This window comes from Pantoea anthophila, from assembly GCF_026104315.1.
In the GTDB taxonomy this organism is placed as follows: domain Bacteria; phylum Pseudomonadota; class Gammaproteobacteria; order Enterobacterales; family Enterobacteriaceae; genus Pantoea; species Pantoea anthophila.
In genome coordinates, this window is sequence record NZ_CP110473.1 from 2,240,507 (window position 1) to 2,263,465 (window position 22,959).

Here is a 22,959-nt window from a genome sequence, read left to right on the forward strand (position 1 = left end):
TGCCTTTCCTGCACGACGCACCGCCCTCACAGCCCGCTACAGCCTGCGCCTGCTGCACGCACAACGCCCTGCTCCTGCAAATCTGCCCGGTAAAACCGCACGACTTCCCCCACCATCAGCAGCGACGGCGACACCGGCTGCGCCTGCGCCACCGTCTCCGCCAGCCCGCCCAGAGTAGTGATCAGCACCCGCTGATCCGGCCGGGTCCCCTTCTCGATAATCGCCACCGGCGTCTCCCTGTCGCGCCCGTGCGCCTGGAGCTGCGCACTGATCGAAGCACTCCAGCTCAGCCCCATATAGAACACCAGCGTCTCATTCACCGCCGCCAGCGCAGCCGCATCCAGCTGCGGCTCCCCCAGCCGCCCATGCCCGGTAATCAACCGCAACGACTGTGCGCATTCCCGGTGCGTTAACGGGATGCCGCTGGCCGCCGCACAGCCCACCGCCGCCGTAATCCCCGGCACCACCTCACAACGGATCCCGGCCTGCTGCAGGCTCACCATCTCCTCGCCACCGCGACCAAAAATAAACGGATCGCCGCCTTTCAGCCGGATCACGTTGCGCCCGCTGCGCGCCAGATCCACCAGCAGCTGGTTGATCTGCGCCTGCTTCAGACCATGCGCGCCCGGCTGCTTGCCCACGTCAATTGACAATGCGCTCTCCGGCACCTCCGCCATCACCGCGTCGCTCACCAGCCGGTCATACACCACCACCTCCGCACGCTGCAGCAACCGCAATGCCTTCACCGTCAGCAGATCCACATCACCCGGCCCGGCACCGACCAGCCAGACCCTGCCCGCCTGCCCGCCCGCACCGGCCGGAGCCAGTAACTTATCCAGAGAATCAATTGCCCGCGTCATCATTCCTCCACCACCACGTCAGACAACAACAGCTGCTTCAGCTCCGGAATACAGGAGCCGCACTGTGTGCCGCACTTCAGCCTCTCGCCCAGCGCCTGAGTCGACCGGCACCCCTGCGCCATCGCCTGCAAAATCGCCTGCTCACCCACCGCCATACAGCTGCAGATTATCCGGCCCGTCGCCCTGCCCTCTGCGGCCCGACCGGCCAGCACGCTGTGCCGCCCGGCCGCATCCTGCGGGGCAGTCCGGAAGGCCGCCGCGACAAACGCACTCTCCAGCGCCGGCTGCGCTGTGCCGGCGTAAAACGCCAGCTGCAACGCGCCGTCGCGCCAGGCCAGCAGCCGGTAGTCACTGCCGCTGCCGGTGGCGACCTGCACCTCACAACCGGTCAGATCCGCATGATCGGCCAGCCACGCCTGCGGCGAACCCTCGCCCGCCACCGCAAACCGCTGCACCGCCGGATAGGGCACGCGCGCCCAGTAACGCAATCCGGCGGGCGGCGTCATCCCGCGCTGCCACAGCCAGCCCTGCCACTGCACCGCCAGCGGCAGGATGCGCACGGGCGTCTGCTTCAGCGCAGGCTGCCCGGAAAAAGGACAGGCCCGGGCGGCAACCAGCATGTCGACGTGCCCCTGCTGACTGAACTGCCGGTTCCAGTGCATCGGCACAAACAGCTCGCCGCGCCGCATCCCGGCATCCGCACGCACCCGCACGCTGATCCAGCCCTGCTGCGACTGCACCCGCGCCAGCCCGCCCGGCGTCACACCATACTGCACGGCATCCGCCGGATGCAGTGCCGCAAACGGCTCATCACAATGCTGCATCAGGCGCGGCACCAGCCCGGTCCGGGTCATGGTATGCCACTGGTCGCGCACCCGACCGCTGTTCATCAGCAGCGGATAAGCCGCATCACGCGGCACAGCGTGCGGCGTTGCCGGCACCCGTAACTGCGCTTTACCGTCCGGATGAAAAAAGCGCCGATCGCTGAACAGCCGGGCGCAGCCCTGGGGGTGGTCAGCGTTTACCGGCCACTGCACCGGACGCAGCGCGTCGTACTCCGCCTGACTCAGCTGCGCCAGCCCGCTGATATCGAATGCCCGCTGCCCCCCGTTCTCAAAACCGGACAGCGCAGCATGTTCGCGGAAGATCTCCGACGGATGCTGCCAGTTAAACCCCTCACTGAACCCTAACCGCTGCGCCACCTGAGCCAGCAGCCACCAGTCTGGCCGGGTATCACCCGGTGCGCTGACGAAAGCGCGCTGACGTGAAATCCGCCGCTCTGAGTTGGTCACGGTGCCACTCTTCTCGCCCCAGCCCTGGGCAGGCAGCAGGATATCGGCAAAGGCGCTGGTGTCGGTCTGCGCCATCACATCGGACACAATCACCAGCGGACAGGCCGCCAGCGCCTGCGCCACCCGATTGCCCTCAGGCATCGACACCGCCGGGTTGGTCCCCATTATCCACACCGCTTTCACGCTGCCCTCCCCGATCGCCCTGAACAGATCCAGCGCGGTCAGCCCAGGCTGACGGGCTATCACCGGACTGCGCCAGAAACGCTGCACCCGGTCGCAATCTTCTGCGGTAAACGTCATGTGCGCCGCCAGCTGGTTCGCCAGCCCGCCCACCTCGCGGCCACCCATGGCATTTGGCTGTCCGGTCAGCGAAAAGGGGCCGCAGCCCGGGCGGCCTATTTTGCCGCTCAGCAGATGCAGATTGAGGATGGCCTGATTGTTGTCGCTGCCGGTGACGGACTGATTAATCCCCATACACCAGAGCGTCAGCACCCGATCGTGCTCACTGAACAGCCGGAAAAAGTGCGTCACCTGCTGCACGGTTAAATCGCACGCCACCGCCACCCGAACCACATCCCACGCCGCCGCCGCGCCCAGCGTCTCTGAGACGCCGTTGAGGTGCGGCAACATGCTGGCATCCAGGCCCTTCGTCTGTGCCAGCCAGTGCAGCAGGCCGGAAAACAGCACCGCATCGCTGCCGGGACGCAGCGGCAGGTGCAGATCAGCCTGATCGCCGCTCGCGGTCCGGCGCGGGTCCAGCACCACGATGCGCATCGCCGGACGCTGCTGCTTCGCCTGCATCAGCCGCTGCCAGACGACCGGGTGCGCCCAGGCGGCGTTAGAGCCGACCAGCAGCACCAGATCGGCCTGCTCCAGATCCTCATAACAGCAGGGCACAGCGTCCGCGCCCAGCGCCCGTTTATATCCCACCACGGCGGACGCCATACAGAGCCGCGAATTGGTGTCGATGTTGGCGGCGCCGATGTAACCCTTCATCAGTTTATTGGCGACGTAGTAATCCTCGGTCAGCAGCTGACCGGAGCCGTAAAACGCTACCGCCTCCGGCCCATAGCGATCGATCACCGCGCGCAGCCCCGCCGCCGCCGCATCCAGCGCGGATGCCAGGCTGACCGGCTGACCGTCGACCCTGGCCGTCAGCAACCGGCCTTCCGGGGTCAGCGTCTCGCCCAGCGCCGCGCCCTTGACGCATAACCGGCCCAGACTGGCAGGATGGTGCGGATCGCCGGTGACAACGGCCTGCTGCGAACCCTGCGGCGTGACGCAGACGCCACAGCCCACGCCACAATAGGGACAGGTGCTGTTCATGATGCCTGCGCCAGCGGGTTGAGCGGACGGTTTGCCAGCCAGATCTGCCCCGCTTCCAGCTTCACCGGCCAGCAGCGCAGCTGATGCTGCGGGTTATCCAGGCTCTGTCCGTCACGCAGCCGCACCCGCTGTTTATAGAGCGGGGAGATCACCACCGGTTCGCCGCCCACATCGCCCAGAATCCCGCGCGACAGCACGCTGGCATCGCTGCCGGGCTCGCGGTCCTCCAGCGCATAGAGCGTCTCGCCAAAGCGGAACAGGGCCACCCGTTCGCTGCCGAGGCGCGCACCGATCCCCGCCTGAGGCGGAATCGCCTCCAGCGTACAGATGGCACTCCACGGCTCGGCGGGCAGCTGTAACAGTGGCCGCGCGGCCACCGCTTCAGGCTGACGCTGACCGCGCACCCGGCTGTAGTGCAGTGTCTCATCCGGCTGCGCGCTGTTGAGGGTTGGGGTGAACAGCGCCAGGCGCGACGGGTCCGCCAGCGTGGTCTGCCACTCGCACTGGTAAGCGTCGACCACCTGCTGCATCTCCGCCTCCAGCGTCGCGCCCAGCCCGAGGCTATCCTCGATGATCACCTGCCGCAGATAGTCCAGACCGCCCTCCAGATTGTCCATCCAGACGCTGGTACGCTGCAGACGATCGGCGGTGCGGATGTAGAACATCAGCAGGCGATCCACATAGCGCAGCAGCGTGGCATCATCGAGATCGCTGGCGAAGAGGTCGGCGTGACGCGGCTTCATGCCGCCATTGCCGCAGACGTAGAGGTTCCAGCCCTTGTCGGTGGCGATCACCCCGATATCCTTGCTCTGCGCCTCGGCGCATTCGCGGGTGCAGCCGGAGACCGCCATCTTGATCTTGTGCGGCGCGCGCAGTCCCTTGTAGCGGTTCTCCAGGGCGATAGCGAAGGCGGTCGAGTCCTGCACGCCATAGCGGCACCAGGTCGATCCGACGCAGGACTTCACGGTGCGCAGCGACTTGCCATAGGCGTGACCGGTTTCAAACCCGGCGTCGAGCAGCGTCTGCCAGATGTCGGGCAGCTGGTCGAGCCGCGCGCCAAACAGGTCGATACGCTGGCCGCCGGTGATTTTGGTGTAGAGATCGTAGCGCGCCGCCACCTCACCAATGGCAATCAGCCCCTGCGGCGTGATTTCGCCCCCCGGCACGCGCGGCACGACGGAGTAGGTGCCATCTTTCTGGATGTTGGCGAAGTAGCGATCGTTGGTGTCCTGCAACGGCAGATGCGCCGGTCTGAGCAGGTAGTCGTTCCAGCAGGAAGCGAGCAGCGACGCCACCAGCGGTTTGCACACTTCGCAGCCCTGGCCTTTGCCGTGAGACGCCAGCAGCGCCTCGAAGGTTCTGAACTCCCCCGCCCGCACCAGGTGATACAGCTCCTGACGCGAATAGCTGAAATGGTCGCAGACATCCTTCTTCACCTCGACGCCGAGGTTTTCCAGTTCATACTCCATGACCTGCTTCACCAGCGCCGCGCAGCCGCCGCAGCCGGTGGCGGCTCGGGTGCAGCTTTTGATACTGCTCATCTCCCCGCATCCGGCCTGAACCGCCGCACAGATGTCGCCCTTGCTGACGTTGTGGCAGGAGCAGACCTGCGCACTGTCGGGCAGCGCCGCGACGCCGGGCGCTTTCGGCGCACCGGCCAGCGCAGGCAGGATCAGGCTTTCCGGGGTTGCGGGCAGCGGCATTGCATTGAGCATCATCTGCAGCAGCGTGGTGTACTCACTGCTGTCGCCCACCAGCACGCCCCCCAGCAGCCGGGTGTTATCCGCGGAGACCACGATCTTTTTGTAGATGCCTTTAGGGCCATCACTCCAGTAATAGTGCTGGCTGCCCGGCGTGCGCCCGTGCGCGTCGCCGAACGACGCCACCTCCACTCCCAGCAGTTTCAGTTTTGTGCTCATGTCGGCACCGCTGAAGGCCGCAGGCTCTCCAGCCAGATGTCCGGCAAGCACCCGTGCCATCTGGTAACCGGGGGCGACCAGCCCGAAAATCTGCCCGTTCCACAAGGCGCATTCGCCAATGGCAAAGATCGCCGCATCGCTGGTCTGGCAGCAGTCGTTAATTTCAATGCCGCCGCGGGGGCCGAGCGTCAGGCCCGCCTCCCGCGCCAGCTCATCCCGCGGCCGGATACCGGCGGAGAAGAGCACCAGATCGGTGGGCAGCGCGCTGCCGTCGGCAAACCGCAGCACCACGCTGCCGTCCGGCTGCGGCTCAATAATGTCGGTCTGCTTCGAGGTGTGAACCGTGACGCCCAGCGCATCAATCTTCTGGCGCAGCATCAGCGCCCCGCCCTCATCCAGCTGCACCGCCATCAGTCGCGGCGCAAACTCCACTACGTGGGTTTCCAGCCCGAGCTGCTTCAGGGCGTTCGCTGCCTCCAGACCGAGCAGGCCGCCGCCGATCACCACACCGCGCTGACTGTGGCGGGCGCAGGCTGCGATCGCATCCAGATCGTCCAGGGTGCGGTAGACAAAGCAGCGGTCGCCATCGTGGCCCGGCACCGGCGGCACAAACGCGCGTGAACCGGTTGCCAGCACCAGCCTGTCCCACGCCAGCTCATTGCCCGCGCTGTCGCGCAGGCTGCGCTGCGCCCGATCGATTGCCACCACCTGACAGCCGCTGCGCAGTTCAATCCCCTGCAGGGCAAAAAAGTCTGCGCTGACCAGTGACAGCACATCCGCCGCTTTGCCGCTGAAGTAGTCGGAGAGATGAACCCGATCGTAGGCTGGCTGCAACTCCTCGCCGTACACCACGATGTGGTAATGCTGATGCAGCTGGCGGGCAACGAGTTGCTCAAGAAAGTAGTGACTGACCATACCGTGACCGACCACGGCTAATACGGGTTTACTCATCTCAGGACTCTCTGCAGCCTGCGGCTGCGGTTCAGGTTGATCGGGGTCGAACAGGGCGTTAAGCGTGACCGCCTCGCCCCGCTGCAGACGCGCCAGCAGTGCCGGGCCCTGCCGGGTGTCGCCAGAGAGCAGCACCCCGCGCAGGCGGCCCTGGCGAAGAAACAGACGGCGATAGTCGCCGGAAAGCGGATCGAAACTGTGGAGGGATTCCCCCTCACTGATATCCCCGGCGCTGAACAGCGAAATGCCGCTGACTTTGAGCCGGGTCGCCAGCGGCTGACTGACGAAATCGGGCTGCGGCGATCCCGCCAGCTGCGCAGCCAGAATCTCAGCCTGCGCCAGGCAGGGGGCCACCAGCCCCGGGGTTTCACCCTGGTGTTCACAACACTCGCCCACGGCATACACCCCGCTGACCGAGCTGCGCAGCTGGCCATCCACCAGAATGCCGCGCTGACAGGGCAGCCCCGCCGCCCTGGCCAGCGTCACCTCCGGCTCAACGCCGATGGCGATCACCACCTGATGGGCGGCGCAGCGCTGGCCATCCGTCAGCGTCACATCTGCTTTGCCGATGGCCGCAATGCCGCTGTTCAGCAGACAGCGGATACCGCGCTGCTCCAGAGCCGCCTGTAGCTGCCCGCCCGCCTGAGCATCCAGCTGACGATCCAGCAGCCAGGGCTTGTGATGAACCAGCGTCACCGCCCGTCCCCGGGCGCGCAGCGCCGCCGCGGCTTCAATCCCGAGATAGCCGCCACCCAGCACCACGATTGGCCCCTCACCCGCCAGCAGCTGCCGGACATCTGCAATGCTGCGAAACGTCACGACGTTATCGCCCTCAATGCCGGGGATCGCAGGCCAGCGCGGCCGTGATCCGGTGGCAAACACCAGCCGATCCCAGCCAAGCTGGCGCTGACAGGTCTGCAGCGTGCGGGCCGCCAGGTCGATCTGCAGCACGGTTTCACCGCTCAGCAGCGTGACGCCGTGCCGCTGATACCAGTCAGGGTCATGGATCAGGGTTTCATCGAATACCATTTCCCCGGCCAGCACCGGCGAGAGCAGCACGCGGTTGTAGTTGCCGTGCGGCTCGCGGCCAATGACCGTGATAGCAAAGCGCTGCGGCGCACGCTGCACCAGCCGCTCCACCATCTGCATCCCCGCCATGCCATTGCCTATCACCAGCAACCGTTGCCTCATGGTCTGCTCCCTATGCCGCCGTGGTCTGTTTTTCATAGAGGAAATGCAGCACCTTCTGGCGCAGCTGGTGATAGCGCGGCTCATCGGCCAGCGCCACCCTGGCGCGGGGACGCGGCAGATCGACGGTGAGGATCTCGCCAATCTGCGCGGCAGGGCCATTGGTCATCATCAGCACCCGATCGGAGAGCAGCACCGCCTCATCGACGTCATGGGTAATCAGCACGATGCTGGTGTTCAGCTCCTGCTGAATGCGCATCACGCTGTCCTGCAGATGTGCGCGGGTTAAGGCATCCAGCGCGCCAAACGGCTCATCCAGCAGCAGCACGCGTGGCTTCATCGCCAGCGCCCGTGCAATGCCGACGCGCTGCTTCATGCCGCCGGAGATTTCGCCTGGCCGCTTGTGCATGGCGTGACTCATCTGCACCCGATTCAGGTTGTGCTCGATCCAGTCGTGCATCTCCGCGCGGGTGAGACGTCCTTTAAACACCTGCTGCACCGCCAGCTCGACGTTCTGAAAGGCCGTCAGCCACGGCAGCAGCGAATGGTTCTGAAACACCACGGCGCGCTCCGGGCCGGGACCGGTGATCTCACGGTTGTCACAGAGCAGTACGCCGCTGCTGGGGCGGGTCAACCCGGCGATCAGGTTGAGCAGCGTCGATTTGCCGCAGCCGGAGTGACCGATCAGGCTCAGGGTTTCGCCTTCGTGGAGATCAAAACTGACGTTGTCGAGGGCCAGGAACTCGCCGCTGGCGGTGTTAAAACGCTGGCTCACCTGCTGAACGCGAATAATGTGTTTCATGCTCTTCCCCTTATTTTTCCCAGCTGAAGCGACGCACCAGCAGCATCAGCCCCTGCTCCAGCAGCAGGCCGACCACGCCGATAATCAGAATGGCGATCAGGATGTTGGCCACGTTGAGGTTGTTCCACTCATTCCAGATCCAGAAGCCGATGCCCAGTCCGCCGGTCAGCATTTCAGCGGCGACGATCACCAGCCAGGCGATGCCGATAGAGAGGCGCACCCCGGTAAGGACAGCGGGCAGCACGGCGGGCAGCAGAATACGGCGCATCACCGTCCATTCAGAGAGCTGTAACACCCGCGCCACGTTGAGATAATCCTGCGGAATGCGCTGCACACCTTCGGCGGTGTTGATGATCATCGGCCAGATGGAACAGATGAAAATGGTCCAGCTGGCCGCCGGCTCGGCGCGCTGAAACAGCAGCAGGCCAATCGGCAGCCAGGCCAGCGGACTCACCGGGCGCAGCAGGGCGATAACCGGATTGCCCATCCGGGCGAGAAAGGTGAACCGTCCCAGCAGAAAGCCTGCCGGAATGCCCACCAGCGCGGCGAGGCCAAAGCCGATGGCGACGCGCTGCAGCGAAGCCAGCACGTTCCAGCCGATGCCCTGGTCGTTGGGGCCGTTGCTGTAGAACGGATCGGCGAACAGGGTCTGCGCGGCCTGCCAGGTCACGTAAGGCGACGGAAACGCCGGTTCCGCCAGCGCGGCGAGCTGCCACACCAGCAGGAGCAGCAGCAGGCCGCCCGCGGCCGGAATGGTGCGCTGCAGCAGAGGCCGCAGACGCGCCGGACGGGGCGCGATTTTTGGGGTGACCTGTAACGGGATCACGGTGGCACGGCTCGGGGGGTTCACCGGCTGCGCCACGGCGCGCGCGTCAGTTTTCATAACGACCTCTCTTAACGTTTGATAGCGAAACTGGCGGCGTAGGCGGCAGGGTCACTGCCATCCCAGACTTTGCCGTCGATCAGGGTGCTGCTGCGCATCTCACTGGCGGGCACGGCAACCTGCCCCACCGCGCTGGCCGCCTCTTTATAGATATCGAGGCGGTTGATCTGGCGGGCCACCGCGAGGTAATCGGGATCGTGGGTGAGCAGGCCCCAGCGTTTCATCTGGGTCAGGAACCACATGCCGTCCGAAAGCCACGGAAAACTGACGTTGCCGTTGTCGAAAAAGCGCATCGGATGGGCGTCCTGCCACGTCTGGCCCAGACCGTTCTCATACTGGCCCAGCATCCGCCCCTGCAGCGTGTCGACGCGGGTGTTGATCCAGGCGCGTCCGGCCAGCACCTGTGCGGTTTCGCGGCGGTTATCGTCTGAGGCGTCGATCCAGCGCGCGGCGTCCAGCACGGCGGCGGTCAGCGCACGGGCGGTGTTGGGGTTCTCTTTCACCCACTGCGCGCGGGTGCCGAGCACTTTCTCCGGATGTTCCGGCCAGATCTGCTGGCTGGTGGCGGCGGTAAAGCCGATGCTGTCGCTGATGGCACGCTGGTTCCACGGCTCACCGACGCAGAAGCCGCTCATGTTGCCGATCTTCATGTTCATCACCATCTGCGGCGGCGGCACAACCACGGTGCGGATATCCTCAAACGGATTAATTCCGGCACTGGCCAGCCAGTAGTAGAGCCACATCGCATGGGTGCTGGTGGGAAAGGTGTGGGCGAAGGTCAGACTGCCTTTAGGGCGGCTGTCGACCGCCTTTTTCAGGCTCGCCAGATCGGTCACGCCCTGGCCCTTCAGCTGGTTCGACAGGGTAATGGCCTGACCGTTATGGTTGAGCGTCATCAGGTTGGCCATGTCGTGCTGTGGCCCCGCCACGCCGAGCTGCAGCGCGTAGATCATGCCGTAGAGCACGTGCGCCGCATCCAGTTCACCGGAGGTCAGCTTGTCGCGCACCGCCGCCCAGCTCGCCTCTTTGCTGACCTGCAGCGTCAGGCCATATTTTTTGTCGAAGCCTTTCACCGACGCCATAACCACCGGTGCACAGTCGGTCAGCGGAATAAACCCGACCCGCACCTGCGCTTTTTCCGGCGCGTCCGACCCGGCCGCCCAGACCGCATTGCGTAATCCCGGAATGATCCAGGCTGCGCCCAGCGCCGCGCCGGAAAGCAGTGCCTGACGTCGTGTCAGTGAAAATGACGGTTTGCTCATCATGTTGCCCCTGAACAGAAATAAAAAAAGGCGTCCTCCGACAGACCGAAGCCTGCGGATGGACGCCTTTATCCAAAGCACTGATCCCACCGCCATTGGCGGGCGCAATGCATACTCTCTGTAAGGTTAAAGCAAAGGGTGTGCCAGTTTTCTCAACGCTGTCAATGGCGGTTCACCGGCCTCCCTCTGCTGAAAATCTGACCGTTTTTGCACGTTTGTGACGCAGGTTGCGCACGGCGGTTGTGCAGCTACCTCTTCCGGGTTAGCTGCGCAGCGTCGCGGCGACCGCCAGCACCGCCTGCGCGATCTCCACGATCCGCTTGTTCTGATTCATGGCACTTTTGCGCAGCGCCTGCCACGCGGCCTCTTCGCTGAAACCCTGCTGCTGCATCAGCCAGTGTTTGGCCTGATCGACCACCCGCCGCTCGTCGAGGGAGGCGCGCATCGATGCCAGCTCATCCGCCTGCTGCTGCAGACGCTGCGACTGCTCGCTAATCAGCGACAGCACCGAGCGCCCGAGCTGGGGTGCCAGTCCGTCACTTTCGAGCGCCGCCGCGCCGGGCAGCCAGTCAGCGCCGGAAACATAGAGCGCAAAGGTGCTCTCCCCCTGGACAACCTGCCCTGTCGCCTGCTGCTGCGCCTGGTCGATGGCCGCGCGACAGCGCTGCATCAGCGTGGCCGTCAGGGCATCCTCCAGCGTTTTCATCTGATCCAGCCGCTCTGAGAGCAGAGAAAACCAGTGCAGTGCACCGTTCTCCTCACAGGCGCCACCGGTGCAGGCGATACGCCGCAGACGTTCGATGTCCCGGCTGGCCTGAGCCAGCGGCTGCCAGCGTTCACAGGCGGTGCTGTCGGCAAACTGCCGGAAGGTGGTAAAACTCTGCTCCTGCGCCGCAATCAGCGCCACCATCTGGCTGCGCTGTCCATCGGTGAACTGTCGCGCCGCAAAACCGGCGGAACCGATAGCCCGCTCCTGCCCGGCCAGCTCTTTGCCCTGCATAAAACTGAACAGGGCGATCAGCGCGCGGGAGATGTCGGGATGGCTGGCGGTGTCGGCCGCTTCAAACACCAGATTCAGTAAGGTGCGGATCACCTGATTAAAGGCGGCCATCGCGGCGGCCTGCTCACGTTCACGCAGGCTGATCTGCTGACGCAGCGCGGGTAACCCCTCCAGCGCCTGCAGGGCAGTGGCAATCAGGTTGCAGAAGCGGCTGAAGCCAGGCTGGGCAACGGCGGGCGGAAGGGCCTGATAGAAGTGCTGCAGCGCCTCACTCACCGCCTGCTGACGGGCGCCACGCTCTGCGCTGAACAGCGCACCGTCCGAGCAGAGCCAGAGGTTAGTGGCGCCGCGTTCCCGCTGCAGCCGATGAACCAGTTCGCTGACGGCAGCCATCAGCTCGCCGGTCTGAAGCAGCCGCTGCAGGCTGGCGATATCGCTCTCACGTGAAGCCTGCAGCCAGGTCAGGGCGTCAGCCATTTTTCATCTCTCCGCGCCGTAAAATCCTTCTGAAGCAAAAGGCGTGCCGCTTTCCGAAAAAAAGCGGCATAAACCGCCCCGGAAATTCTGATTTTGAAAAGATTCTTTTCCTGCGCCGGGAAAATTTTCCGGCAACAAAAGGTTAATGATACTTAATAGTTTCCCATCGAACCCATTGCGTGTCAGAATGGGAAGCCACGTTATCAATCAGTTTGTCTGTGCGATCATTCAGTTCGCTTTAACTATCACTTTATTCGCGGCTTTTTTCAGGGCGTATCACGCCCCGGAACCGCCCGCTATCACGCATCGGCAGCAGGCGCAATGGTTTGAAATCTCAAAAGTCTTAGGTAGACTAAACGCGTTACTATCCCGATGTAATCTGACCGTTTTTTAACAAACAGACTTTCAGCACGATGCGGCGCCTGAATCAGCGTTTTCTGCATCGGGCCTGGCAATATGCAGATACTTTGATGAGATCACGAGGAACATGGTGAAAAAGAGTCTTGCGTTAACGCTGCTGGCGGTACTTACCCTGGCAGGCTGTAAGGCCCCGCCGCCGCCCGTCACTGACGATACGCTGGTCACCAGCGAAATTAACGGCGTCAAACTGGTCCATCGACACGCTGTCGCGGCACCCACTGCCTTTGAGCCGGTCAATCAGACCTGGCGTGCGCTTTATGGCGCCTCCGTGATGACCTCCCCCGACTACGGCGGCAAGGTGGTTCGCTATCTCGAAACGGGTAAACCGTTTGAAGTATTAGGCAATGTAGAACACAGCTGGCTGGCGATTGCTGACCAGGCTGATGGCCCGTTAATCGGTTACGTCCCACTGAAAGCGGGCGTGGAGAGCAGTCGTTACGACGCCACCGTGCAGAGCGATCGCCCCCGTCCCCGCAAAGCGAAACAGGTCTGTGTGGCCGTCGGCGGCGCCAGCAAAGCCTGCCGCACTAACGATACCGCGACCTGGATCTTAGACTGACTATGAAATCCGGCGCATATTGCCCGCAGCACCGTCCCGTGCTGCGGGCACAGGCATTTGCCATTAGCTGGAAGATCACACTGTAATGACTGTGGAATCCCCTGCGCGTGAGGCGTCCCCCTCAGGCAATGAGAATCTGTTACTTCAGGCTGCAGCCCCCCTGCTGAACGCGGTGGTGCAGATTCGTCAGGCAGCCACCCATGACGACCCTGCCGGGCTGCGTCAGTCTCTGATCGATGAAATCCGTCAGTTCGAACAGCGCTGCAAACAGGCCGGACTGCCGTTTGAGATGATTATCGGCGCGCGTTACTGCATCTGCAGCGCGCTGGATGAAGCGGCAGCCCAGACCCCCTGGGGCACCCGCGGCGTCTGGTCGGGCAACGGCATGCTGGTCACCTTTCATAATGAAAGCTGGGGCGGCGAGAAATTTTTTCAGCTGCTGTCACGCATTTCGCAGAGCCCGCAACAGCACCTCTGGCTGCTGGAGGTGGTTCACTACTGCCTGCTGCTGGGCTATGAGGGGCGCTATCGCGGCAGCGAAAATGGCCGAACCCAGTGCGACGGCATCCGTAAACGCTTGAAAACCCTGATAGATGAAACCCGCGCGCAGCGCGAATCCCCGCAACCGCCGCTGGTGGAGGTGCATCCGCTGGTGAGCACCCTCGCCCGCCCGATGGTGCCGCTCTGGGCGTGCGCCATGCTGGTCGCGCTGGTCGGCTGTCTGATCTACAGTGGCCTGAACTGGCGACTCGGCAATGCGGCGGAGCCGCTGCTGCGCACCATTTATCAGACGCCGCTGCCGCAGATCACCGCCGGACGCCGCCCCTCTTCGCCGCAGGCGCTGCTCGATCTGCGTCAGCGCCTGAACGATGTCATCGCGGCCGGTCAGCTCGAAGTCAGCGACGGCGCCTTTGGCAGTAAAGTGATCATTCCGGCGGATAAACTGTTTGCCCAGCAGGGCACGGTCATCAATCCGGTAGGCCGGGCGCTGCTGGCCCGCGTCTCAACCGCGATGAATGATGTGAAAGGCACCATTCTGGTATCGGTGTTCACCGACGATCATCCGGTGGATAACAGCCGCTTTGCCTCCAGCTACGAGTTCTCCTTTGCCCGCGCCCGCGCCATCACCCAGCTTCTGCAGGTGCAGCTGGCTGACGGCCATACGGTTCGTTCTGAAGGCCGCGGCGACAGCGATCCGCTGCTGCCCAACGACAGCAGCGAAAACCGGACCCGCAACCGCCGCGTAGAGATCACCCTTTTTGCCGCGCCTGAAACGCTCAGTAATCACCAGGGAGCCCGATAATGCGCGCCTCACTTCGTCTGTTGTTAACCCACCGCCTGCTGTGGAGTTTTATCGGCGTCACGGCGCTGAGCTGCCTGGTCTGGATGCTGGGGCCGTTCTGGACATGGGATGAGTCACGTCCTCTGGAACCGGCGCTGCCCCGCCAGCTCACCGTCGGCGCACTCTTTTTTCTCTGGATCCTGTTCCAGCTGATCCCGTCACTCTATCGCGCCTGGTTTAACAGCCGCCTGCTGACGCAGCTCCAGCTGGCCGACAATGAAGATCCGGCCGAGCGTCAGATGACCGAAGAGCGGCTCAATCAGCGCTTCAGTGAAGCCGTGATGCAGCTGAAACGCACGCAGTTTGGCCGCCGCCACAGTGGCGGCTGGCTGGCGCGCGTCAACGCCAGCTACCTCTATCAGCTTCCCTGGTATCTGGTGATGGGGGCCCCCGGTGCCGGTAAGACCACCGCGCTGCTGAATGCGGGGCTGGACTTTCCGCTGACCGACACGCTGGGGAAAAATGCCATTCGCGGCGTCGGCGGCACCCGCAACTGTGACTGGTGGTTTACCGACAGCGCCGTGCTGATTGATACCGCCGGTCGCTATGCGCTGCAGGAGAGCCAGCGCGTGCGCGACGCCGCGGAGTGGCACAGTTTTATCAATCTGCTCAAACGCTACCGCACCCGCCAGCCCATTAACGGCGTCATCATGACCATCAGCGTCGCCGACCTGCTGAGTGACTCAGCCGAGGCGCGTTTCGCTCAGGCAAGTGCCCTGCGTGAGCGCATGGCGGAACTGCATCAGCAGACCGGCATTCATTTCCCGGTCTATGTGATGGTGACCAAAACCGACCTGCTGAAAGGCTTTATGAGCTATTTTGGCTCGATGGATAAGGCGCGGCGTGACGCCATCTGGGGCTTCACGTTTAACCGTGAACCGGGCAAATCGCCAAAGAGTGACTGGCATCACCACTTTGGTCAGCAGTTTCAGCGGCTGGAGCAGCAGCTTCAGCAGCAGCTGGCGGATCAGATGACCCAGGAGCGCGACCTGAACCAGCGCGCGGAGTGTTTCCTCTTCCCGCAGGAGTTCGCTTCACTGCGTCCGCTGCTGAACGAATATCTGGATATCGTCTTTTCTGACCATCAGGATGCGGTGGCCTGGAGTCCGCGTGGCCTCTTCTTCACCAGCGGCACCCAGGAGGGGCTGCCCTTTGATCGGGTGATGGGTGAACTGAGCCGTAAGCTGCAGTTGCGCCAGGCGGGCGATCACTCCATCGCGGCGTGGGACAGCGTTAACCGCAGCCGCCCCATCCCCGGCAACAAAGGCCAGAGCTTCTTTATCCGCGATCTGCTGAGCGATCTGATTTTTAAAGAGAGCGGCCTGGCGGGCAGCAATCGCCGCTGGGAGTACCGCAATCAGCTGTTCCACTGGATTGGCTACGGTGTGCTGGCGGGCGCGCTGTTGATCGCCTCCAGCCTGTGGTGCCTCAGCTACTATCAGAATCAGCACTATCTGCAGGAGGTGGCGGCACGGGTGCCGGCTATCCGGTCGCAGAGTCAGCAGGTCATTCATCAGCCTGCAGATAATATTTTTGATCTGCTACCCTTTCTGAATAACCTGGTGAAGCTGCCGCTCTCGCCGCGTTTTTCTCTCGATAATCCACCGCTTACTATGCGGGCGGGCTTATATCGCGGGAGTCAGGTGAGCGATGCGGCCTGGGTGCTGTATCAGAATGCGCTCAAGTCGCTGCTGCTGCCGCGCGTGGCCCAGCAGATCACCAATATCCTGCGCAACGATCCGGGTGACGATAACGCCTACAGCCGCAATGCGCTGCGCGCTTATCAGATGCTCTATCAGCCGCGTAATTATGATGGCGAATTTTTACGGGCCTGGCTGCTGCAGAACTTACAGCGCTCGCTGCCCGATTCGGTCAGCGCCCGCGACCTTCAGCAGCTCGACTGGCACCTGAGCCAGCTGCTGGATCAGCAGATTCAGTCGTCGCCCTATGCCCGCGACAACGCCCTGATGATGCGTAAACTGGCGGAAAATCTGAACATTGCGGGCCAGTCGGGCCCGGTGCTGGCGGCGACGCCCCGGCACGCTGCCCCGCAATTTTCCTCGCATAGCGAGTAATGGTGAGGTAAACATGGCTGCTTACACGGCCCCCGGCTGGTATGGCAAGCTGCCGTCGACCGGTGACTTTCTGCACCATCGACTGAGCGAACAGCAGATTAGTCCCTGGAATCACTGGTTTCAGCAGGGACTGATGCACTGGCATCAGCAGGCGTATGCGATCAGCGCGAATTTTCTCCACGCGCCGGTGTGGAACTTTGTTCTGCCGGTGACGGCCACCCGGCCACAGATACAGATGGGCTGCCTGCTGCCCTCCTGTGACCGCGTCGGACGCGCCTGGCCGCTGCTGGCCCTGCACAGTTTTCCGCTGGCGCAGTGGCATCCGGCGCAGCTGCGGATCTCCGGTGACTGGTTTCAGGATCTGGGCGCCACGCTGTTACGGGCGGTGCAGACGCCGCTGAACGGCGAGCAGCTGGAGCAGGCGATTCAGGCGCTGCCCCCGCTGCTGGTGCCGGCCCGCAAGCCGTCTGAAATCATGGATGTGATCGGTTTTCAGGACCTGCCCTGCACGCTGAGCTGGCGTGAAGTGGCGGAGCGCTTCGACCCGCAGCAGCATATGAGCTACTGGTGGAGTAATCGCAGTGACGGGTTTGTGCATGCGACCCACAAGCATAGCGGCAACCTCACCGCGCAACTGTTTTCGTTACTGTTCAACCCGGCGGCAGGTTCACAGCCGGGACGTAATGGCCTCTATCCGCCGATGTTCGAATGAGGCCGGATGCGTTTGCCGTTTAATCTGGGATAACTCATGCAATTTACCATTGTGCAGTGCACTACGGATGTTCCGGTCAAAAGCGTCGCGTTTCAGCCGCCTGGCGGCACCATTGGCCGCAGTCAGGATAATGATCTGGTGCTGCCCGATGAGACGCGCGCCATTTCGCGTCTGCAGGCGCTGGTTCATCTGTCGCAGGAGGGCGAGTGTCGCCTGACCAATCAGGGCAGCGTGACGCCAGTGGAGCACAACGGCATTACCCTGGGACGCGGCATGCAGGTGCTGCTGAAACATGGCGATGCGCTGCGGATCGGCGATTATGCGCTGGAAGTGCGCGACCCTGCCTGCCATGCCGCCCAGAGCGATCCGCTGGCGCTGTTTGCCGGTGACAGTGCACAGCCCGCCAATCCGCTCGGCATTCACGAACATCACGACATTGAGGCGCGGCTGCTGGTCAGCGAGGCGGCGCCCGCCCGCCACGAACGTCACAGCGATGCGCGGCTGGCCATCGACCCGCAGGCGAATGAGCCACGCCGCACGCTGACAGCCCAGCCGGTGGATCAGGATCGGCTCATCGCCGCGCTGCTGGACGGTATGGGGCTGAGCAACGGGCACGCCACGCCGATTGATGAAGAGCAGATGCGGATTACGGGCCGGATGCTGAGCCTCTTCTCGCAGGGCACGGTCGCGCTGCTCTCCTCACGCTCCATTCTCAAGCGCGGCGTGAAGGCAGACATGACGATGATCCTCAACGAGGCCAACAACCCGTTTAAGATCCTGCCCTCCGGGAAGACCGTGCTGATGCAGATGTATCAGAGCCAGATGCCGGGCTTTATGCCGCCGGAACAGGCGGTGCGCGATGCGCTGGTCGATCTGCAGGCCCACCAGCTGGGCATGATTGCCGGCATCCGCGCCATCATCGCCGCGATGCTGCAATCCTTTAATCCGCAGCGGCTGGAGGAGCAGGCGCGCGCCGACGGCGTGGTCTCTAAACTGCCCTTCTCCACCGTGAAGAAAGCGGCGCTGTGGGACTACTTTACTCGTAACTATCAGCGCACCGCCGGGGAGATCGAGGATGATTTCCATACGCTGTTTGGCGAAGCGTTTCTTCATGCTTATGACATGGAAGTTAACCAGTATAAGGATTCTCAGACGCGGGTAGATGAAGCATGAAGATTGTGTTTGCCAGTCGCTGCCAGCAGGGACTCCGCGATGAGAATCAGGATCGCACCGGTGCTGAACTGGATGACCATAAAGCCTGTTTTGTGGTCTGCGATGGCGTCGCCGGTCTGCCGGGCGGCGAGATGGCGGCTCAGCTGGTGCGCGACACCCTGCTGAGTCAGTTGCAGGCGTGCGACGCCTTTACCCCGGAAATCACCCATCAGGCAATTGAGCAGTGCCGTCTGGCGCTGCATGAGGCACAGGGTAAAAATCCGAAATTTTCACGCATGAGCACCACGCTGGCGGCCCTGTTTATAGACCGCAAAAAGCAGCGTGCATGGTGGGCCCATGCGGGTGACAGCCGGGTTTACCACTTCCGCCGGGGGGTGCTCAACGAGGTGACCCGTGACCACAGTCTGGCGCAGCAGCTGAAAGAAGCAGGCTATGAAAATACCGGCATTAACAGTAATTTACTTTATAATGCGCTCGGTGCTGAGCCGCCTCGCTTAGTGAGCTTTTCACAGGAGATGGCGCTGGAGGATGGTGACGCGTTTCTGGTCTGTACCGACGGCTTCTGGCTGAATCTGACCACCGGCGAAATGGAACAGGCGCTGCGCATGGTGAATGCCTGCGAAGAGTGGCTGGCGCTGATGGAGCAGGCGGTCAGCCGCAACGTTAAAAAAGATAATCTCAGCGCACTGGCGGTCTGGATTGGTGAGCCGGAAGAGGCCACGCTGCTCTATTCACTGGCTGATTCGGCGCGCTTTCTGCCGCCTCGTTTTTGATTCCAAGGATCCTTATGAAACTGTGGTTGCCCGGCATCATCACTCTGCTGATGGCCTTTCACGCCCAGGCTGAAAATTATCGTGTGGTCTACTCCCCCAGCCTGGAGCTGGAGGTTTATATCGATGATGTGGTCAGCAAAGCGCCTGACGACTGGTGTAAAGAGACGCTGCCGCTGCGCATCGTCTCTGGCAAGAGTAAGGATTCGGCGGTGCTGACCACCTTTTTGCCGCGCGTCGGCACCCTGCTCGCCAACCAGTGCGGCCTGCTGGATGTGCTGCCCTGGCAGATGACCAGTAAAGAGGGAAGCGTGCTGGCCAGCGGCAGCGCCAGCAAGCTGCAGAACTGGCGGCCTATCGTGATGGCTGATGCCACCGCCAGCGCCAGTGAGAGCAACGCCGCGCCGCTGGACCTGTCGCGGCCGGCTGACAGCACGCCGCTGCAACACTTTGATCTGCCCAGCGGCTGTCATTTTCGTACCGCCTGGGATGAACATGCTCACACCCTGTTCATCCCGGACGTCAGCAAGCAGCAGTGCTCGCCGGATGGCTGGGCAGAAGGCAAAAGTGAGATGACGCTGGTTACACCGGATCAGAAGACGCCGGTCGCCGTCACCTTCTATCAGGGCTATCCCATCGCCAACCTGACGATCCCGGACAGCCGGCTGGAAGTGATTGCCGCCAATAATCAGCGCATGATCGTGACCCGGGCGGATGCCGCAGAGAGCTGGCTGGTGCTGCCCTTTGATGACCAGCATCACGTCTGGCGCTTCAACGGGGCCCTGTTAATCAAAATGGATAAAAATGCTGCGCAGCAGAGTGCTGACGCTGTGAAATCGCGGGTCGATACCTTGCGCAGCCAGTGGGCGCCCTATTTCATGCCACAGCAAAAAGTGAATGTGTTACTCATCGACACCCTGCACGCGGATCTGGTTGATCCTGCCATTGGTGCCTGGCGTAACATCAATTAATTACCGCGCAGCCTGGCGAGCAGGCCGTGTACAGAGAGTTCACTATGTCGGCAAATGAAAATCCGAAAACCGTTCCGAATGCCCTGCCTGACGGATACCGTTTTAACGAGTTTGAGATCAAGGAAGTGATTGGCGGCGGCGGCTTCGGCATCGTCTATCGCGCCTGGGATCATCAGCTTGAACGCACCATCGCCATTAAAGAGTATATGCCGGTGTCGCTGGCCGTCCGTGCTGCGGATCTCACCCTGGAATTGCGCGGTGAGCGTTTTCAGAAGCTCTTTAATGCCGGTCTGAACAGCTTTATTCAGGAAGCGCGCCTGCTGGCCCGCTTTAACCATCCGGGCCTGCTGCACGTGCTGCGCTTCTGGGAGCAGAACGGCACGGCCTATATGGGCACGCTCTATTACAGCGGCATGACCCTGAAGGAGTGGCAGCTCACCAGCCCGGAGTCGATCTCTGAAGCCTGGATACGCCGCCTGCTGCCTCCGCTGCTGGGGGCGATCAGCACCATCCATCAGGCGGGCTATCTGCATCGCGATATCTCGCTCGACAATATCCAGATTCAGGAGAATCAGCTGCCGGTGCTGCTCGATTTCGGCTCGGCGCGCAAAGAGATTGGCAACCTCTCTGATGAAACGGAAATCATGCTCAAACCCGGTTTTGCGCCGATTGAGCAGTACAGCGAAGAGGGAGAAGTTGAACAGGGCCCGTGGACCGACATCTACGCGCTGGGCGCGGTGCTGCACAGCCTGATTACCCATAATCCGCCGCCGGTCAGCGTGGTGCGCTGTATTGAAGATAACTATCAGCCGCTGGTGGAACGTCAGCCGGAGGGCTACTCGCTGCCGCTGCTCCATGCGATTGACTGCGCGCTGGCGATGAAGCCGGGCGATCGCCCGCAGACGATTGATGCCTTTGCGGCGCTGATTGATCTGCCGGTCAGCGATGTGGAAGCCGTGGTCAACAGCTTCCCGGTTCCCGGTGAACCGCCTGCTGCGCGGGTGGAGGAGCCGGTCGAGGCCGCGCCGCCGGTGGTGATGGCCATGAATCACGCCGCAGCGTCGGCTGAACCGGTGACACCGCGCACGGCGCGCCGGCTGTCGCCCGCCCTGCTGGCACTGGCTGCGGTGGCGGTGCTGGCGACCGGGGCCGCCGTCTGGCTGGCGAACCGTCACAGCGCCGCGCCGGAAGCGGCAGACTCCTCAGCGCTCGTCACGCAGGCGCCCGCCTCTGCGCCGTCAGCGGCCGCCGTTCCCGCCGCGCTGGCAACCGTCTACCTTAAGCTGGAGAGCGGCGAAAGCGTGGTGCTTAACGGCCAGCCGGTGGAGGTCAAACCCGGCAGCAGTGGCTTTGCCGCGCTGAACCTGGCGGCGGGTCAGTATAAAATCGATATTGACAATGGCAGCGTGACCCACTCTCAGTCCCTGACCATTGATAAGCCTGGCACCTGGCTGATCAATCCGGGTAACTGAGTTTCGCGGGCTTGCAGCAGAAAAGAGAAAGGGCGCACGAGGATGCGCCCTTTCTCTGTTAAGAAGGAAAGCGGCGTGTCAGGCCTGTTTCAGGCAGGTTTGCTGTAATGTCCGCACCTGATGCGCCAGTCGGCTCAGCCCCTCCTCCTCCATGCCGCGGCGGGTCAGCTCCTCCTCCAGGGCAAACAGATACTGCGCATTCGAGCCGAGCGGGCCGCTGGCCACGGCAATTAACGGCGCAACCGCATCCGGACAGGAGTCCGACTCATACAAAGGATGACGCGGGTCCATAATAAAGGTCAGCGCCGTGACGCTGCGGCCATCATCCAGCTGGAGCTCACACCAGGTAGGCAGGTAGCAGCCGGTGACCATCTCACGCTTCCACAGCAGCGTCAGCTCTTCATGCAGGCGCGCTTCCGGCAGGCGAAAGGCCAGGCCGCTGGTTCTGCCGCCCTGCTTCAGCGCCAGCATGCGGCCGGGATGGGAAGCGGTGCCGCGACCGGCAATCAGTCGCAGACAGAACGCGCGATGCCAGCCTTCCAGCGAACCGGACGCGACCTCATCCGCCTCAAAGATCGGGTTCCACATCAGCGAGCCATAGCCAAAAATCCAGACCGGGCTGTGATCGGGACGACAGGCCAGCGTGGCGGCCAGCGACGCCGCACGCTGCTCGCAACTCCAGAGCAGCGTCTCTTCGATATCCCCGAACGACGTTTTACAATCCGCTTTTAACAGAAATTCCCGGGTAAGCAATGCGACCTCCTCAACATCAACGGCGTCCTGCGCACCAGCTCCTGTCACCTGATCGCCAGAGGCTTCTGGCGTTTCGGTCATGAAATTGACATTAATCTATTTTCGCGCGGGGTTTCAAGCGTGAGGCGGGTCGCAGCTTAAAAAAAACCAGATAAACCTGATAGCGCAGACGAAAAAAAGGGCCAGCTGATGCCGGCCCTCAGGCGGTGCGGAGAAGCAGCGGCGTTAATGCTTCGGATGCCACTTGTCGTCATCGCCCTTTTCATACTCTTTTTTGACGGCGGACCAGGCCACTTTATGTGCCACCTCTTCCCGCGAATCATCGCCGCGTCGATCTTCCGCCTCTTTATACTGATCCCAGGCGCTGTTGAACGCCTGCTGATAGATATCCTGGGCGTGGGCGGGCAGAACGTGTTTAACGTTGTCAGGTAAATCGCTTCGGCTGGCGTAAGGCATAACGGCTCCTCTGTTGACGGATTCCTGTTAAGCCTGGCGCAACTGCGCAAAATTTCAAATCGTCACTTATCCCTGTTTCAGTCTTAAAACCGCCTACAGGCGCAACAAAGGCAAATTAATTGCGGATTTTCAGGCACAGAATGCCAGGATGGTCTGGCTGATCGGATATGTTGCAGACTGATTATTATTACATTATTCGGGATAACTTCAGGTTAATGCAGCTTCAATCGTTTATTGCATTTTAGTAAAAAGCAGTAAATTTTTCCCTGCCGGGCCGGTGAAAAGATAAACTGCGC

The 22,959-nt window shown here is 62.4% G+C and carries 17 protein-coding genes; 8 read left to right on the forward strand and 9 right to left on the reverse strand.

Features of this window, described 5'->3' with window-relative positions; all coding sequences use genetic code 11:
- Positions 1-26 precede the first annotated feature (26 nt).
- The 7 genes from cobA to OJ965_RS13010 form a co-directional block, all read right to left on the reverse strand.
- On the reverse strand, positions 27-860 hold the full coding sequence (gene cobA / locus OJ965_RS12980; RefSeq protein WP_154928334.1) for a uroporphyrinogen-III C-methyltransferase: 834 nt from the start codon (positions 858-860) through the stop codon (positions 27-29).
- Complete coding sequence (locus tag OJ965_RS12985; protein WP_265136184.1) at positions 860-3,478, reverse strand: nitrate reductase; 2,619 nt, start codon at positions 3,476-3,478, stop codon at positions 860-862. The genes cobA and OJ965_RS12985 overlap by 1 nt, the downstream gene beginning before the upstream one ends.
- A complete protein-coding gene (nirB, locus tag OJ965_RS12990; protein ID WP_265136186.1) occupies positions 3,475-7,539 on the reverse strand; it encodes a nitrite reductase large subunit NirB in 4,065 nt (1,354 codons plus the stop codon). The genes OJ965_RS12985 and nirB overlap by 4 nt, the downstream gene beginning before the upstream one ends.
- A gap of 10 nt (positions 7,540-7,549) precedes the next feature.
- On the reverse strand, positions 7,550-8,338 hold the full coding sequence (locus OJ965_RS12995) for an ABC transporter ATP-binding protein (RefSeq protein ID WP_111208531.1): 789 nt from the start codon (positions 8,336-8,338) through the stop codon (positions 7,550-7,552).
- A 10-nt stretch (positions 8,339-8,348) separates the two neighbouring features.
- Entirely contained in the window at positions 8,349-9,221 is an 873-nt protein-coding gene (gene ntrB / locus OJ965_RS13000; protein WP_009090596.1) for a nitrate ABC transporter permease, read from the reverse strand.
- An 11-nt stretch (positions 9,222-9,232) separates the two neighbouring features.
- Positions 9,233-10,483 carry a CmpA/NrtA family ABC transporter substrate-binding protein gene (locus tag OJ965_RS13005; RefSeq protein ID WP_140028682.1) on the reverse strand — a complete coding sequence of 417 codons (1,251 nt, stop codon included), beginning with the start codon at positions 10,481-10,483 and terminating at the stop codon, positions 9,233-9,235.
- Between the two features lie 262 nt (positions 10,484-10,745).
- Positions 10,746-11,960 carry a nitrate regulatory protein gene (locus OJ965_RS13010; protein ID WP_265136194.1) on the reverse strand — a complete coding sequence of 405 codons (1,215 nt, stop codon included), beginning with the start codon at positions 11,958-11,960 and terminating at the stop codon, positions 10,746-10,748.
- A 487-nt stretch (positions 11,961-12,447) separates the two neighbouring features.
- On the opposite strand from OJ965_RS13010, the gene OJ965_RS13015 reads away from it, so the two are divergent.
- From OJ965_RS13015 to OJ965_RS13050, 8 genes are all read left to right on the forward strand, one after another.
- Positions 12,448-12,939, forward strand: a complete 492-nt coding sequence (locus tag OJ965_RS13015) for a hypothetical protein (protein ID WP_009090601.1) — start codon at positions 12,448-12,450, stop codon at positions 12,937-12,939.
- 85 nt (positions 12,940-13,024) lie between these two features.
- A complete protein-coding gene (icmH, locus tag OJ965_RS13020) occupies positions 13,025-14,242 on the forward strand; it encodes a type IVB secretion system protein IcmH/DotU (protein ID WP_009090602.1) in 1,218 nt (405 codons plus the stop codon).
- Complete coding sequence (gene tssM, locus OJ965_RS13025) at positions 14,242-16,356, forward strand: type VI secretion system membrane subunit TssM (RefSeq protein ID WP_009090605.1); 2,115 nt, start codon at positions 14,242-14,244, stop codon at positions 16,354-16,356. Before icmH ends, tssM begins: the two co-directional genes overlap by 1 nt.
- Positions 16,357-16,369: 13 nt before the next feature.
- Positions 16,370-17,068: a type VI secretion system-associated protein TagF gene (gene tagF, locus OJ965_RS13030; RefSeq protein ID WP_009090607.1), complete on the forward strand. Its 699-nt coding sequence runs from the start codon at positions 16,370-16,372 to the stop codon at positions 17,066-17,068.
- Positions 17,069-17,104: 36 nt separating this feature from the next.
- A complete protein-coding gene (tagH, locus tag OJ965_RS13035; RefSeq protein WP_154928098.1) occupies positions 17,105-18,241 on the forward strand; it encodes a type VI secretion system-associated FHA domain protein TagH in 1,137 nt (378 codons plus the stop codon).
- Positions 18,238-19,014 carry a PP2C family protein-serine/threonine phosphatase gene (locus OJ965_RS13040; protein WP_154928097.1) on the forward strand — a complete coding sequence of 259 codons (777 nt, stop codon included), beginning with the start codon at positions 18,238-18,240 and terminating at the stop codon, positions 19,012-19,014. Before tagH ends, OJ965_RS13040 begins: the two co-directional genes overlap by 4 nt.
- Positions 19,015-19,028: 14 nt before the next feature.
- Positions 19,029-19,982: a hypothetical protein gene (locus OJ965_RS13045; RefSeq protein ID WP_111208525.1), complete on the forward strand. Its 954-nt coding sequence runs from the start codon at positions 19,029-19,031 to the stop codon at positions 19,980-19,982.
- A 44-nt stretch (positions 19,983-20,026) separates the two neighbouring features.
- Positions 20,027-21,454, forward strand: a complete 1,428-nt coding sequence (locus OJ965_RS13050; RefSeq protein WP_265136204.1) for a serine/threonine protein kinase — start codon at positions 20,027-20,029, stop codon at positions 21,452-21,454.
- 78 nt (positions 21,455-21,532) lie between these two features.
- On the opposite strand, the gene OJ965_RS13055 is transcribed toward OJ965_RS13050, so the two are convergent.
- Complete coding sequence (locus tag OJ965_RS13055; RefSeq protein WP_167428348.1) at positions 21,533-22,207, reverse strand: gamma-glutamylcyclotransferase; 675 nt, start codon at positions 22,205-22,207, stop codon at positions 21,533-21,535.
- Positions 22,208-22,432: 225 nt separating this feature from the next.
- Positions 22,433-22,663: a putative cation transport regulator ChaB gene (chaB, locus tag OJ965_RS13060; protein WP_009090618.1), complete on the reverse strand. Its 231-nt coding sequence runs from the start codon at positions 22,661-22,663 to the stop codon at positions 22,433-22,435.
- Positions 22,664-22,959 lie beyond the last annotated feature (296 nt).

Bases quoted from the DNA above. Each gene is read 5' to 3' on its own strand.
- cobA (WP_154928334.1), bottom strand. From the start codon at position 860: ATGACGCGGGCAATTGATTCTCTGGATAAGTTACTGGCTCCGGCCGGT.
- OJ965_RS12985 (WP_265136184.1), bottom strand. From the start codon at position 3,478: ATGAACAGCACCTGTCCCTATTGTGGCGTGGGCTGTGGCGTCTGCGTC.
- nirB (WP_265136186.1), bottom strand. From the start codon at position 7,539: ATGAGGCAACGGTTGCTGGTGATAGGCAATGGCATGGCGGGGATGCAG.
- OJ965_RS12995 (WP_111208531.1), bottom strand. From the start codon at position 8,338: ATGAAACACATTATTCGCGTTCAGCAGGTGAGCCAGCGTTTTAACACC.
- ntrB (WP_009090596.1), bottom strand. From the start codon at position 9,221: ATGAAAACTGACGCGCGCGCCGTGGCGCAGCCGGTGAACCCCCCGAGC.
- OJ965_RS13005 (WP_140028682.1), bottom strand. From the start codon at position 10,483: ATGAGCAAACCGTCATTTTCACTGACACGACGTCAGGCACTGCTTTCC.
- OJ965_RS13010 (WP_265136194.1), bottom strand. From the start codon at position 11,960: ATGGCTGACGCCCTGACCTGGCTGCAGGCTTCACGTGAGAGCGATATC.
- OJ965_RS13015 (WP_009090601.1), top strand. From the start codon at position 12,448: ATGGTGAAAAAGAGTCTTGCGTTAACGCTGCTGGCGGTACTTACCCTG.
- icmH (WP_009090602.1), top strand. From the start codon at position 13,025: ATGACTGTGGAATCCCCTGCGCGTGAGGCGTCCCCCTCAGGCAATGAG.
- tssM (WP_009090605.1), top strand. From the start codon at position 14,242: ATGCGCGCCTCACTTCGTCTGTTGTTAACCCACCGCCTGCTGTGGAGT.
- tagF (WP_009090607.1), top strand. From the start codon at position 16,370: ATGGCTGCTTACACGGCCCCCGGCTGGTATGGCAAGCTGCCGTCGACC.
- tagH (WP_154928098.1), top strand. From the start codon at position 17,105: ATGCAATTTACCATTGTGCAGTGCACTACGGATGTTCCGGTCAAAAGC.
- OJ965_RS13040 (WP_154928097.1), top strand. From the start codon at position 18,238: ATGAAGATTGTGTTTGCCAGTCGCTGCCAGCAGGGACTCCGCGATGAG.
- OJ965_RS13045 (WP_111208525.1), top strand. From the start codon at position 19,029: ATGAAACTGTGGTTGCCCGGCATCATCACTCTGCTGATGGCCTTTCAC.
- OJ965_RS13050 (WP_265136204.1), top strand. From the start codon at position 20,027: ATGTCGGCAAATGAAAATCCGAAAACCGTTCCGAATGCCCTGCCTGAC.
- chaB (WP_009090618.1), bottom strand. From the start codon at position 22,663: ATGCCTTACGCCAGCCGAAGCGATTTACCTGACAACGTTAAACACGTT.